Consider the following 14,974-nt stretch of genomic DNA (forward strand, 5'->3'; position numbering starts at 1 on the left):
CGCCTTCAGGTTTACCAGCGTGCGCCAAATGTTTGCCGCAGATCGTCCAGATCGCTGGCTTGCAGTGGGGGCGTGTTGGCTTGTAATTGCATGAGCCGGGCGGTTTCTTCCAGTTCTTCGAGCGTGGCCATGGCTGCGCCGGGCGTGTCGTGCCACACATTGGGCCCCAGTCGCGGCAGCATCACGGCGCGGATGGGCGTGCCGCGGGCCGCATACTGGCGGATCAGTGCGGCCACTTCCTGCGCCGCGTCCGTGCTGCCGGGGCGGTGGTAGCGCACCAGCGGCACATGGCCGACCTTCATCACAAAGTAGGGTGTGATGGCGGGCAGCAGCTCAGGGCCGTGCGCGTTCAGGCTCAGTGCCACGCAATGTGTGCTGTGGGTGTGGATCACGCAGCGTGTGTGGGTGTCGTGTTCACAGGCGGCGGCGTAAATCTGGCGGTGCAAGGCGATGGTTTTGCTGCCTTTGTCGCCGCTGATTTGTTGACCTTGCAGGTCGAGTTTGGCCAGGCGGGCCGGGTCCAGAAAACCCAGACACGCGTCGGTGGGCGTGATGAGAAAGCCGTCATCCAGTCGCACGCTGATGTTGCCCGCCGTGGCGTGCACATAGCCGCGTTCAAACAAGCTGCGGCCCACGCGACAGATTTCTTCGCGGGCTTGGGATTCGGTTGTGTTCATGCCAGCACTTTAAAGGCGTTGGTGAAGAAGTCTTCGCTGCCAAAGTTGCCCGACTTGAGGGTGATGTGCACGCCCCCATTTGGGCTGGGCGCATGGCACCAGGGCACACCCGGGTCGATCTGCGGGCCGATTTGCAGCTGTGCAATGCCCAACGCCTGCACACAAGCGCCCGAGGTTTCGCCGCCCGCCACCACCAGTTGTTGCACGCCCAAATCGACCAGGCCACGCGCCACAGCGGCGAGCGCGTGCTCCACCAAAGCGCCCGCCTCGGCCACGCCCAACTGCGCCTGCGCGGCTTTGACGGCTTCGGGCTCGGCGGTCGAATACACCAGCAACGGTCCATCCTTCAACAAGGGCGCGGCCCAGGCCAGCACCTGTTGCACCACCGCATTGCTTTGGCCGTGCATGAGGCTGCCGGGGTGAATCGCCAGGGCGGGCTGACCGTTGGCCTTGAAGTGCGCCACTTGTGCGTTGGTGGCCACCGAGCAGCTGCCCGAGACCACCGCTTGCAAGCCTTTGGCTGCTGGCAACTGGCTCGCTTGCGCCGAGGGCTGCAGGCCAAAGTTGGCGGGCAGGCCGATGGCCACGCCCGAGCCTGCGGTGAGCAAAGGCATGCCCTTCAATGCGGGCCCGAGGCGGTGCAGATCGTCGTTGCTGGTGGCGTCCACCACCGCCACGCCCACACCTTCAGCGCGCAGCGCGGCGATGCGTTCGTGGATGGCCGCCTCGCCCTGCGCCACGGTTTTGTAGTCGATCAAACCCACCTTACGCCGGGTTTGCGCTTGCATGACGCGTACCAGATTGGGGTCTGTCATGGGGGTGAGCGGGTGGTTTTGCATGCCCGATTCGTTGAGCAAAACATGGCCCGCGAACAGGTAGCCTTTGAACACGGTACGGCCATTGTCTGGAAAGGCCGGGGTCGCGATGGTGAAGTCGGTGTGCAGCGCGTCCATCAAGGCCTCGGTCACCGGGCCGATGTTGCCCTCGGGCGTGCTGTCAAAGGTCGAGCAGTATTTGAAATAGATTTGCTGCGCCCCCTGCGCTTGCAGCCACCGCAATGCTTCAAGCGATTGTGCAATGGCCTCGGCTGCGGGCAGGGTGCGCGACTTGAGGGCTACCACCACCGCGTCCACGCCAGCGGCCAGTGGCGATGTGGGCACGCCGATGGTCTGCACCACCCGCATGCCCGAGCGCACCAAGTTGTTGGCCAGATCGGTCGCGCCGGTGAAGTCATCGGCAATGCAACCGAGTTTCAGGTCCGGTAGATGGCCCTGCTTCAACGCGCTCATGCCGTCCCCTTGGGCAATTCGATGCCTGGGAATATTTTGATGACGGCACTGTCGTCTTCCTTGGCAAAGCCGGCTGTGCTGGCTTGCATGAACATTTGGTGCGCGGTGCTCGACAGCGGCAGCGGGAACTTGCTGGCCCGTGCCATGTCGAGCACGATGCCCAGATCTTTCACAAAAATGTCCACGGCAGAGAGCGGTGTGTAGTCGGCGGCCAGCACATGGGCCATGCGGTTTTCAAACATCCAGCTGTTGCCCGCGCTGTTCGTGATGACTTCGTACAGCGCTGCCGCGTCCACCCCTTCGCGCAGGCCCAAGGCCATGGCTTCTGCGGCCGCTGCGATGTGCACGCCCGCCAGCAGCTGGTTGATGATCTTGACCTTGCTGCCCGCGCCCGCGCTGTCGCCCAGCTTGTAGACCTTGGCGGCCATGGCGTTCAAAAACGGCTCGGCCAGCGCATACGCTTCGGGCTTGCCTGACGTCATCATGGTCATCTGGCCACTGGCGGCTTTGGCCGCGCCACCCGAAATCGGGGCATCCACATAGCGCAGGCCCATGGCTTCCAGCCGGGCTTCCAGGCTCACCGACCAGTTGGGGTCGACGGTGGAACACATCACAAACACGCTGCCGGGCTTCATGCTGGCGGCACATCCGGGCGTGGGCGTCGGCCCTGTGGTGTCGCCAAACAGCACGCTTTCGGTCTGCGCCGCATTGACCACCACCGAGACGATCACGTCGCACGCCGCGCCCAACGAGGCCAGCGTGTCGTGCGCCGTGCCCCCGGCGTGGGTAAAAGCTTCAGCCACCTCGCGCCGCACATCAAACACCTGCACGCTGTGCCCAGCCCGGCGCAGCGAAGCCGCCATGCCCGAGCCCATCGCCCCTAAGCCAATCAATCCGACTGTTGTCATCTCTGTTCACCCGTAAATTCAACAGGTCATCATACAAATTTTTACTTTCCTCAGGTATCGGGTGTTAACCCGGGTGGCAGCCCTTGGCGTAATGCGGTCTGGCAGGCTTCATCTCACGCAAAAAATTTTCAAGAATTCTGGGTTTTGAAAATTGATTTTTTGCTTATTTAATTGTTAATTTATACTTATTGATAAATTAAATAATTCGCGGAATTGACTTGTAACAATTGTTCCCAAAAGACCTGATCACGACAACAGCGCATCTGCTTTTGCCACCGGTGCCCACGCACTGATCTTGCAACTCACAAAGGCCATGTCCTCCTACACTTTCTCTCCCGATACAGCGGTCAAGATTGCCTTCTTAGAGGACGATCCAGTTTTTGCGGCCGACATTTGCCGAGAGCTTAAAGCGCGGCACTACACCGTGACGCACTTTGCGACCGGGCAAGAGTGCCTCAGCCATCTGGTCAATCACGACCATGATGTGTGTTTGTTTGACTGGCATCTGCCGGACATGGCGGGCACCGAAGTCATGGCGCGCTTGAAAAATATCAACCGCATGCCGCCCGTGATTTTCATGACGGGCAACGATGCCGAGGAAGACGTGACGCAAGTCCTCATGGCCGGGGCTGATGACTACATCATCAAGCCGCCGATGATCGCTGTTTTGCATGCACGCATTCAAGCCTTGCTGAGGCGTATCAGGCCGCGAGATACCGTTGTGCAAAGAGAGGAAATCGGGCGTCTGGTTATTGATTACCACAACAAAGTGATCTTGCTCAACGGTGCACCTGTGGCCTTGACCGGAACAGAGGCCACTCTTGCATTTGATCTTTTTATGCAGCGTGGCCGCGTCGTGAGCCGGCAACATCTTTACGGACTGCTGGGCATTGAAGACGTGGCCATCGATACGCGCCGCCTGGATGTGCACATCAGCCATCTGCGCCGCAAATTGGCCTTGAATGCCGCCAACGGCTGGAAGCTCACATCTATTTACCAACGCGGCTATCGACTTGAGTTTTTGGAGGGCCCATCAAAATGACATCGCTTCGCCTGTTTCAGGGCCCACTGTTCATGGCTTGCTTCGCTTTGGCAGGCTGTTTGCTTGCCTTCAGCGCGCCTGCGCAGACCAGCACCACCGTCGATTGGCGTTACACCGTCAGGCCACAAGACACCGTGTCCAACTTGGCGCTTCGATATCTCAAACCCTCGCTCACCTGGCAAGAGTTGGCTCGATACAACCGGCTGTCCAATGACGGCGTTATCAGGGTCGGCGAACAGTTGCGCATGCCTTTGAGCTGGTTGGCAGTCAAGCAGGCGCAGGCCAAATTGACGGCCATTTCGGGTGATGTGCAGATTCAAGATCTCAAAGGTGGTTGGCGGCAGGCCCAAGAGGGTGAGGCTGTGCAAACCGGTCAACAAATCAAGGTAGGCATCAACAGCAGTGCCCGACTGCAATTTGCCGATGCCTCCGAACTGGTCATGCAACCCCAATCGTCCGTGGCGATGGATGCCCTCAGTGCTTACGCTGGCGGCTATATGGCCGATACCCAATTGCGTTTGCAAGGGGGCCGTGTCGAGGTGCATGCCAACCCGCAAGGCCGACAAGGCCAAAAATTCGAGATCATCACCCCTGCTGCGGTGGCCTCGGTGAGGGGCACCCAATTTGTGGTGGATGCACAAGGTGGCCGAACACTTCAACAAACCCTTGAAGGGCAAGTTGCCTTGCAAACGACCCAGGGTCATGTTTTGGTGCAAGAGGGTTTTGGCAGTGCCGTCAAGCTCGGAGAAAACCCCATCGCCCCCGAAGTCATCAAACCTGCGCCCGTCTTTCAAAGCCCCGCGTCCCGCTTTGTCGATTTCCCGATGGCTTTCAAATGGGGGGCGCAAACCGAAGTCAAGGGTTGGGTCATGCAAGTGGGCCGCGACCCGCAAATGGCCCAATTGGTTTTGACGCACCAGGCCGACAGTCCCTTTTTTGATGCTGGCGGCCTGGCCGATGGCCACTATTACTTGCGCGCCTGGACCCTCGACGACAAGGGCATGCCGAGCAAAACCGTGTTGCACCCCTTCGAAGTGGACATTCCCCGCAAACTGCAAGGTGCCGTCATTCAACTGGCCTCTCACTATGTGAGCAAGGGTTCTATGACGATCAATTTGGGGCCTTTGCCCTCAGGGCAGCGCTATCTGGTGCAAGTCACCCGGGATGCAGAGGGCCGCCAACCTGTTTGGTACCAAGCCAATGCCGGCGTGGTGCTGTCTTTGCCCCAGCTGCCTGCACAAGATCATCCATATCACCTGTGGATCTGGATCTATTGATGTGAAATGGCCCCCGCTGACTGACCGCACCTTCACGGGTTTATGGCTGGTGTGCATCACTGTGGTGCTGTGCATCACGGGCGCTTTATCGCGCATCGACAATGTCATTTACGACGCTGCGCAGCAAAACACCGATCGCGACATTCCAACCGATGTGGTGTTGGTCACCATTGACGAGCAAAGCCTGTCCAGTTTGGGCCGCTGGCCATGGTCAAGGCGCATGCACGCTCAGTTGATCGATCGCTTGCATGCCGATGGTGCCAAGGCCATCGGGTTTGACGTGATGTTCAGTGAACCCCAAAAAGAAGACTTGGCGGCAGACCGCTTGTTGGCCGACGCCATGGCGCGGGCTGGCAATGTGGTTTTACCCGTGGTCATCGAAAAAGTCCGCAGCAATGGGCAGTTGGTCGAAACATTGCCGTTGTCTTCGCTGGTCAAGCATGCTGCCGCTTTGGGCCGCGTACATGCCGAACTGGATGCCGACACCATCGCCCGGAGCATCACCCTGTGGGAGGGCTTGGACCAGCCGGTCTGGCCGCATTTTGCGCAAGCCATGCTCACCGTGGCCGGACAGCTGCCCGGCCCGTTTTCCCGCCGCGCACCCCAAGTCCCGAGCCGTGGAGTGGCCATGTTGACCAAGCACGATCAGCGGTACATCAACTTTTCAACTGCCCAGCGCCACTTGCACAGCCTGTCCTATCTGCAAGTGCTGCGCGGCGAGTTCAGGCCCGACACCTTTCGGGACAAGCTGGTGCTGGTGGGCTCCACCGCTTCCGGCATGGCCGACAGCCTGCCCACGCCGGTCTCGGGTTTAAGGCAACCCATGCCGGGCGTGGAGTTTTTGACCAACGCCATGGTCTCCATTCGGTCGCAAACGCTGATCACCCGTGCCCCTTTTTGGCTCAGCACTCTGCTGGCCTGCACTTTGGCCTTGCTGCCCATGCTGTGGCTGCCTTACAGCCGCACTCGCACTGGGCTGGTGGCCACCATCGCTTTTGCCGTGCTGGTGCTGGCTGCGGCCATGGCCTTGCCGGTGTGGTGGTGTGTTTGGGTGCCCATGTCTGCCGGGCTGCTCGGGCTGTTGTGCGCTTATCCCATCTGGTCCTGGCGCAAGCTTGAATCGGCCAGTCAGTTTCTCGACTCAGAATTGAGCCGTTTGCAACAAGAGCTGGGCACTGCAGGCCAGACCGCGCTTGGCACAGATGCCCAAACGCTGCATCCTGATGCAGACCCATTTCAGCGCCGCATTGACCAAGTCCGAGCGGCCACGGCCCTGTTGCAGCATTGGGATCAAACCCAACGCGAAACCTTGGCCTTTGTCTCGCATGACATCCGCGTGCCGCTGGCCAGTGCCGCAGCCCAAATCAAAAGTGAGCTGGGTGAACACCACCCCACCCACAAGCAAATGGTGCGGGCCTTGGCCTGGACAGAAGATTTCTTGCAAACCTCGCGCGCTCAAATGTTGCGGCCCGACAGCTTTTCCGAGCTGAATGTGATGGCCCTGCTGCACGAGGTGGCCGATGACATCTACCCCTTGGCGATGGCCGGGGGATTGACGTTGGTGCTTGACCTGCCCGATGAGCCAGTTTGGATTCAAGGCAACGTCGACACCTTGTCCCGTGCGATGGCCAATTTGCTGAGCAACGCCCTCAAGTTCTCGCCGCCAGCAGGGCTTGTCCGATTGAGCGCCAAGCTTGGATACGGGCAGGTCCACATTTGCGTCACAGACCAAGGCCCGGGTATCGCCCCGCAAGACATCGAACGGCTGTTCAAACGTTTCAGCCGTTTGGAGCCCAGGCCCGCCAGTTTGCAGACAGGCGTTGGCGTGGGGGTTGGCTTGGGTTTGTATTTTGTTAATACCACAGTTCATAAACACGGCGGAACTGTGACGGTGGTCAGCAAGCCAGGCGAGACCACATTTGTTGTGAATTTGAAAACTTAAACAATGCACAGTGTTAAAATTATCGAATAACAATTCTTAACAGTTTGTTTACTTTTTATTAGCTAAAGTTGATAGAACAAATTTTAATCACCCTTAAGCCATGCAAATCCAAATCATTTCCGCAGACTCTCAAAATGTCACCCGTTTGGCTGTAGCCGAACACAAGGCGGGGCAAGCAGCGGCGAAGCACATTGTTCAACCCGGACAAAAAATCACCTTGCTTGTCGATGGTGTGACCTTGAACGGTGGCCAGGTCGTCGACTCACACAAGCTCAAACTGGTTAAATCGGGTAAAAACTTAGTCGTCGAAACCGAGGATGGCACAGAGCAAATTGTTGAGCTGAGTGATTTTTTTGATCAAAAAGACATCGTCTTGACCGGCAATGAGTGGGTCTTTGATCAGGGAAGTCAGTTGCAGACCCTTGATGATGGTGTGGTCGTTTTGGCAATGCCGGCGCAGCCAGCAGTGGGCAGCGCATTGATCGGGGTTGCCGCAAGTGGCTTTAGTCCTGCGGTGATTGGTGCTGCGGCCGCAGGTCTCGGCCTCGCTGCAGGCGGCGGTGGCGGGGGCCCAACAACGCCGCCCGCGGCAACTAACTTGTTCGAAAAGATCGAGGCCTACAACAACGGCAACGGCACCACGCCTGCCGCTTTGACGCCTGCCGACTACGCCGCCGCTGGCATCACCGGTGTTTCGCCTGACAACGTCGCAGCGGTCAACGCACAAGTGCTCAAGCAGGTTGCAGGCGGTGCAGACTCTCAAATTAAAGTGCAAGCGTTGGTCGCAGACGCCAACGCGGCGCTGGCCAAGATCGAGGCCTACAACAACGGCAACGGCACGACTCCGGCTGCCTTGACGCTCGCCGACTACACGGCTGCAGGCATCACCGGGGTTACGACCGACAACATCGCGGCTGTCAACGCACAGGTGCTCAAGCAAGTCGAGGGCGGAGCCAACACCGTGGGTGAAGTGCAAGCGTCGGTCACAGCTGCCAACGCAGCGCTGGCCAAGATCGAGGCCTACAACAACGGCAACGGCACCACGCCTGCCGCTTTGACGCCTGCCGATTACGCCGCTGCTGGCATCACTGGCGTCACCGCCGACAACCTGGTAGCGGTCAACGCGCAGGTGCTGGCGCAAGGTCTATTGGGTGCCGATACGGCCCCTGAAGTGCAAGCCCTGGTCAATGGTTTGAACACGGCTGCAGCCTACCTGGGTGCCTTCGCCGAAGCCAACACCCAAGGCATCGCCACACCGACAGGCACGGTGCCTGTCTTGGCCAACTACACCGCCGCAGGCGTAAAGGGCGTGACCGATGGCAGACTCATTAACGGTCAGGCGAGCCCTATGGCGGCAAGCATTCTGCCAAGCGCTACCGCTACCGCTACAGATACCGCTACAGATACCGCTACAGATACGACCGAAGCGACCAACGGCAACATCAAGGCGATCAACGACGCACTGGCCAGCGCGGCAGTGACGGGCATCAAAGCGGACACCCCAGCTAAGTTGCAAGCGATTGTGGACGCGTACAAAGTGATCCTGGCCGAAGCCAACGACACGACCAACACAGCAGGCGACACCGTGGCAGACGCCACCCCCGCAATTGACCCGACAAAGGAACAATACGCCACCATCGGTGCCAACATTGGAGCCGCGGCCACAGACGCAGACAACCTGGCCTTGCTCAACGACATCGTGGGCAGTGTGCAATTTGCTGACGTGGACACGATCGCCGAGATTGAAAACTTGGCCCGCATCGCCAACGCCATCCAAACGGTGGCCGCAGGCGGCACACCAAGCCCCGCGCTGACCGCTGCTGATCTGGGCAAGATTGGCCTGGACATTAGCCATGTGACCACGGACAACTTGGGCGCCATCTTGGCGGCCATTGCAGGCAAAGACAACGGCGGCGGCGAAACCGACAGCCTGGGTGAGTTGCAAAGCGTCTTGGACAGCGTCACGACCACGGTGCAAGGTGCCATGGACGGCATCCGTAATGCGGCCCAAAGCAACACTGCCACCGACAACAGCCCCAGCGTCACCTTGTACAACCTGATTGGTGTGCTCGGCGTGAATGCGGACAACGTTGCCGCCATCAACAGTGCGCTCAATTCGACCAGCATTGACGGCAGTAAAGCCGATACGCAGGCCAAAGTGCAAGCGATTGTGGACGCGTACAAAGCGATCTTGGCCGAAGCCAACGACGCGGCCGATACAGCAGGCGACACCGTGGCAGATGCCACACCGAACGTGGACCCGACAGCGGCGCAATACGCGGCCATTGGTGCAGACATTGGTGCAGCGGCCACAGACGCAGAAAACCTGGCTTTGCTCAACGACATCGTGGGTGCACAGCAGACGACGGGTGTGGACACTGTGTCTGAACTCAACAACTTGGCCCGCATCGTCAACGCCATTCAGGCTGTTGCAGCAGGAGGGGGCACACCCAATCCCGCGCTGACCGTGGATGACCTGGCCAAGATCGGCATCAACACCAGCAACTTGACTGCCGATACATTGCCCGCATTGATGGCCGCGATTACGGGCAAGGCCGACGGTGGCGGCGATACCGACACCTTGGGCAAAGTGCAAGCCATTGTGGATGCGACGGCGACCAACTACGCTACTGCCATTGAAAAAATCGCAAAATACGCCGAAAACGGCATCACAGCACCGACCGCACAAGATTATTTGAATGCCGGTGTGAGCGACGTGACCAGTGGCATTGCAGNGCCGATACTGCTGGTGACGGCACTGCCGATGCCACTCCTACTGTGGACCCGACAGCGGCGCAATATGCGGCCATTGGTGCAAACATTGGCGATGCGGCGACAGTTGCAGAAAACCTGGCTTTGCTCAACGACATCGTGGGCGGCAAGCAAGCAGGCGATGTGGACACTGTTGCTGAAATCAATGACTTGGCGCGCATCGCCAACGCCATCCAAACGGTGGCCGCAGGCGGCACACCAAGCCCCGCGCTGTCGTTGGCCGATTTGACTCAAATCGGACTTGACACCACAGGTCTGACCAGTGACAGCTTGCCGGCTGTGTTGGCTGCCATTGCTGCGAAAGACGATAGCGGTAGCGCTACCGACAATTTGATTAAGCTCCAGGGCATTCTCAACACAGCGGAGAACAACTACAACACGGCCATTAACAAGATTGCGGACTACGCTGAAACAGGCACAGTCGTGCCTGTGCTGCAAGACTTTGTGGACGCAGGCATCAAAGGTGTCACGGGGACCACAACTGGCAACCTTGCGGCCATCGTCGACGCGATTAACAACCAAAAGGGCAGTGACACGATATTGGGCAACGCCAATGACCGCGCTGGTGCAGACACCGCGGCCAAAGTGCAAGCGATTGTGGACGCGTACAAGGTCATCTTGGCCGAAGCCAACGACACCGCCGACACAGCAGGCGATGGCACTGCAGATACAACCTCGGCAGACCCGACAGCGGCGCAATACGCGGCTATTGGTGCAGACATTGGCGCTGCGGCGACAGATGCAGAAAACCTGGCTTTGCTCAACGACATCGTGGGTGCACAGCAGACGACGGGTGTGGACACTGTGTCTGAACTCAACAACTTGGCCCGCATCGTCAACGCCATTCAGGCTGTTGCAGCAGGGGGCACACCCAATCCCGCGCTGACAGTGGATGACCTGGCCAAGATCGGCATCAACACCAGCAACTTGACTGCCGATACATTGCCCGCATTGATGGCCGCGATTACGGGCAAGGCCGACGGTGGCGGCGATACCGACACCTTGGTCAAAGTGCAAGCCATTGTGGATGCGACGGCGACCAACTACGCTACTGCCATTGAAAAAATCGCAAAATACGCCGAAAACGGCATCACAGCACCGACCGCACAAGATTATTTGAATGCCGGTGTGAGCGACGTGACCAGTGGCATTGCAGGCAAAGTGCAAGCCATTGTGGATGCGACGGCGACCAACTACGCTACTGCCATTGAAAAAATCGCAAAATACGCCGAAAACGGCATCACAGCACCGACCGCACAAGATTATTTGAATGCCGGTGTGAGCGACGTGACCAGTGGCATTGCAGGTGCCAACCTGAACGCCATCAACGACGCAATCAATAACCAAAAGGGCAGTGACACCACATTGGGCAACGCCAACGATCGTGACGGTGCCAACAGCGCTGCCAAAGTGCAAGCGATTGTGGATGCGTACAAAGCGATCTTGGCCGAAGCCAACGACGCGGCCGATACTGCTGGTGACGGCACTGCCGATGCCACTCCTACTGTGGACCCGACAGCGGCGCAATATGCGGCCATTGGTGCAAACATTGGCGATGCGGCGACAGTTGCAGAAAACCTGGCTTTGCTCAACGACATCGTGGGCGGCAAGCANGCCGATACTGCTGGTGACGGCACTGCCGATGCCACTCCTACTGTGGACCCGACAGCGGCGCAATATGCGGCCATTGGTGCAAACATTGGCGATGCGGCGACAGTTGCAGAAAACCTGGCTTTGCTCAACGACATCGTGGGCGGCAAGCAGTTTGCAGACGTGGACACTGTTGCTGAAATCAATGACTTGGCGCGCATCGCCAACGCCATCCAAACGGTGGCCGCAGGCGGCACACCAAGCCCCGCGCTGACCCCGGCTGATCTGGCCAAGATTGGCCTGGCCGATGTCACCGCAGACAATATCGATGCCGTTTTGGCGGCCATTGCCGGCAAAGACAACGCAGGTGGCCAGACAGACAGCTTGGGTGAACTGCAAACGCTGATCAACGGCTTGAACACCGCTGCAGCCAACTTGGGTGTATTCGCCGAAGCCAACACCCATGGCATCGCCACACCGACAGGCACGGTGCCTGTCTTGGCCAACTACACGGCAGCAGGCGTGACGGGCGTGAGCGACGGTGCCAACGGCAACATCAGCGCGATCAACGACGCACTGGCCAGCGTGGCAGTGACGGGTGCCAAAGCGAACACCCCGGCAGAGCTGCAAGCGATTGTGGACGCGTACAAAGCGATCTTGGCCGAAGCCAACGACGCGGCCGATACAGCAGGCGACACCGTGGCAGACGCCACACCGAACGTGGACCCGACAGCGGCGCAATACGCGGCCATTGGTGCAGACATTGGTGCAGCGGCGACAGTTGCAGAAAACCTGGCTTTGCTCAACGACATCATTGGCGGACAGCAAACCACGGGTGTGGATCGTGTGGAAGAGATCAACGAGTTGGCGCGCATCGCCAACGCCATCCAAAGTGTGGCCGCAGGCGGCACACCAAGCCCAGCGCTGACCCCGGCTGATCTGGGCAAGATTGGCCTGGCCGATGTCACCGCAGACAATATCGACGCCGTTTTGGCGGCCATTGCCGGCAAAGACAACGCAGGTGGCCAGACAGACAGCTTGGGTGAACTGCAAACGCTGATCAACGGCTTGAACACCGCTGCAGCCAACTTGGGTGTATTCGCCGAAGCCAACACCCAAGGCATCGCCACACCGACAGGCACGGTGCCTGTCTTGGCCAACTACACGGCAGCAGGCGTGACGGGCGTAAGCGACGGTGCCAACGGCAACATCTCCGCGATCAACGACGCACTGGCCAGCGCGGCAGTGACGGGTACCAAAGCGAACACCCCGGCAGAGCTGCAAGCGATTGTGGACGCGTACAAAGCGATCTTGGCCGAAGCCAACGATGCGGCCGATACTGCTGGCGACACCGTGGCAGACGCCACACCGAACGTGGACCCGACAGCGGCGCAATACGCGGCCATCGGTGCAAACATTGGCGATGCGGCCACAGATGCAGAAAACCTGGCTTTGCTCAACGACATCGTGGGTGCCAAGCAGTTTGCAGACGTGGACACGATCGCCGAGATCAACGAGTTGGCCCGCATTGCCAACGCGATCCAAACCGTGGCCGCAGGCGTCACCGCAAGCCCCGCGCTCACCCCGGCTGATCTGGTCAAGATTGGCCTGGCCGATGTGACGGCAGACAACATCGACGCCGTGTTGGCGGCCATCAACGCCAAAGACAACGCAGGCGGGCAGACAGACAGCTTGTCTGAGCTGCAAGCCCTGATCAACGGCTTGAACAGCGCAGCGGCCAACTTGGGTGCCTTCGCCGAAGCCAACAGCCAAGGCCTTTCCACAACGACAGGCACGGTGCCTGTCTTGGCCAACTACACCGCCGCAGGTGTGACGGGCGTGACCGATGGTGCCAACGGCAACATCAGCGCGATCAACGACGCACTGGCCAGCGCGGCAGTGACGGGTGCCAAGGCGGACACCCCTGCAGAGCTGCAAGCGATTGTCCAAGCAGTTTGCAGACGTGGACACGATCGCCGAGATCAACGAGTTGGCCCGGATTGCCAACGCGATCCAAACTGTGGCCGCAGGCGGCACAGCAAGCCCAGCGCTTACGGTCGAAGACTTGGCGAAGATCGGACTCGACACCAGCAAGGTGACAACTGATAACCTGGCTGCTGTGCTGGCGGCCATTGCCGGCAAAGACAACGGTGGCGGCGAAACCGACAGCTTGGGCGAATTGCAAAGCATCTTGGACAGTGTCACGGCCACGGTGCAAACCGCCATGAATGACATCCGTGACGCTGCCCAAAACAACACTGCCACAGACAACAGTCCCAGCGTCACTTTGTACGACCTCGTTGGCGTGATAGGGGTTAATGCGGACAACGTGGCCGCCATCAACAGTGCACTCAACACGACCAGCATTGACGGCAGCAAAGCCGATACGCCAGCCAAAGTGCAAACCATCGTGGACGCGTACAAAGCGATCTTGGCCGAAGCCAACGACGCCGACAACACAGCAGGTGATGGCACAACAGATGTCACCCCGACCGTTGACCCGACACCTGCGCAATACGCTGCCATCGGTGCTGACATTGGTGCAGCGGCGACAGACGCAGAMAAYCTGGCCTTGCTCAACGACATCGTGGGTGCCAAGCAGTTTGCAGACGTGGACACGATCGCCGAGATCAACGAGTTGGCCCGGATTGCCAACGCGATCCAAACTGTGGCCGCAGGCGGCACAGCAAGCCCAGCGCTTAGCCCGGCAGACTTGGGCAAGATTGGCCTGGCCAACGTGACCCCCGAGAACTTGGACGCCGTGCTGGCGGCCATTGCCGGCAAAGACAACGGCGGCGGCGAAACCGACAGCNAAACTGTGGCCGCAGGCGGCACAGCAAGCCCAGCGCTTAGCCCGGCAGACTTGGGCAAGATTGGCCTGGCCAACGTGACCCCCGAGAACTTGGACGCCGTGCTGGCGGCCATTGCCGGCAAAGACAACGGCGGCGGCGAAACCGACAGCCTGCTTGAATTGCAAACGCTGGTGAATGGTTTGAATACCGCTGCAGCCAACCTGGGCGTGTTCGCCGAAGCCAACACCCAGGGCCTTGCTACACCGACAGGCACCGTGCCTGTCTTGGCCAACTACACCGCCGCAGGCGTGACGGGCGTGACCGATGGTGCCAACGGCAACATCAGCGCGATCAACGACGCACTGGCCAGCGCGGCAGTGACGGGTGCCAAGGCGAACACCCCTTTAGAGCTGCAAGCGATTGTGGACGCGTACAAAGCGATCTTGGCCGAAGCCAACGACGCCGCCAACACAGCAGGTGATGGCACAACAGATGCCACCCCGACCGTTGACCCGACACCAGCTCAATACGCTGCCATCGGTGCTGACATTGGTGTAGCGGCGACAGACGCAGACAACCTGGCCTTGCTCAACGACATCGTGGGTGCCAAGCAGTTTGCAGACGTGGACACGATCGCCGAGATCAACGAGTTGGCCCGGATTGCCAACGCGATCCAAACTGTGGC

At 59.5% G+C, this 14,974-nt stretch carries 6 protein-coding genes; 3 read left to right on the forward strand and 3 right to left on the reverse strand.

Annotated features, from left to right (window positions below; translation table 11 throughout):
• Positions 1-11 precede the first annotated feature (11 nt).
• Genes BN3544_RS01200 through ltnD form a run of 3 tightly spaced genes read right to left on the reverse strand, consistent with a single transcriptional unit; the run spans position 12 to position 2,874 of the window.
• Entirely contained in the window at positions 12-677 is a 666-nt protein-coding gene (locus BN3544_RS01200) for a class II aldolase/adducin family protein (RefSeq protein WP_019429883.1), read from the reverse strand.
• On the reverse strand, positions 674-1,966 hold the full coding sequence (otnK, locus tag BN3544_RS01205) for a 3-oxo-tetronate kinase (RefSeq protein ID WP_019429882.1): 1,293 nt from the start codon (positions 1,964-1,966) through the stop codon (positions 674-676). Before otnK ends, BN3544_RS01200 begins: the two co-directional genes overlap by 4 nt.
• Positions 1,963-2,874 (reverse strand): L-threonate dehydrogenase, encoded by a 912-nt coding sequence (gene ltnD, locus BN3544_RS01210; protein WP_026036631.1) that lies wholly within the window; start codon positions 2,872-2,874, stop codon positions 1,963-1,965. The genes otnK and ltnD overlap by 4 nt, the downstream gene beginning before the upstream one ends.
• Positions 2,875-3,187: 313 nt before the next feature.
• Between ltnD and BN3544_RS01215 the strand changes: the two genes are divergently transcribed.
• The 3 genes from BN3544_RS01215 to BN3544_RS01225 are packed head-to-tail and all read left to right on the forward strand — an operon-like array spanning position 3,188 to position 7,135.
• Positions 3,188-3,916 carry a response regulator transcription factor gene (locus tag BN3544_RS01215; RefSeq protein WP_036075064.1) on the forward strand — a complete coding sequence of 243 codons (729 nt, stop codon included), beginning with the start codon at positions 3,188-3,190 and terminating at the stop codon, positions 3,914-3,916.
• Entirely contained in the window at positions 3,913-5,193 is a 1,281-nt protein-coding gene (locus BN3544_RS01220) for a FecR family protein (RefSeq protein WP_019429878.1), read from the forward strand. The genes BN3544_RS01215 and BN3544_RS01220 overlap by 4 nt, the downstream gene beginning before the upstream one ends.
• Before the next feature lies 1 nt (position 5,194).
• Positions 5,195-7,135, forward strand: a complete 1,941-nt coding sequence (locus BN3544_RS01225) for a CHASE2 domain-containing protein (protein ID WP_019429877.1) — start codon at positions 5,195-5,197, stop codon at positions 7,133-7,135.
• Positions 7,136-14,974: the final 7,839 nt, after the last annotated feature.

It is taken from the genome of Limnohabitans sp. Rim47 (genome assembly GCF_001517545.1).
In the GTDB taxonomy this organism is placed as follows: Bacteria; Pseudomonadota; Gammaproteobacteria; order Burkholderiales; family Burkholderiaceae_C; genus Limnohabitans_A.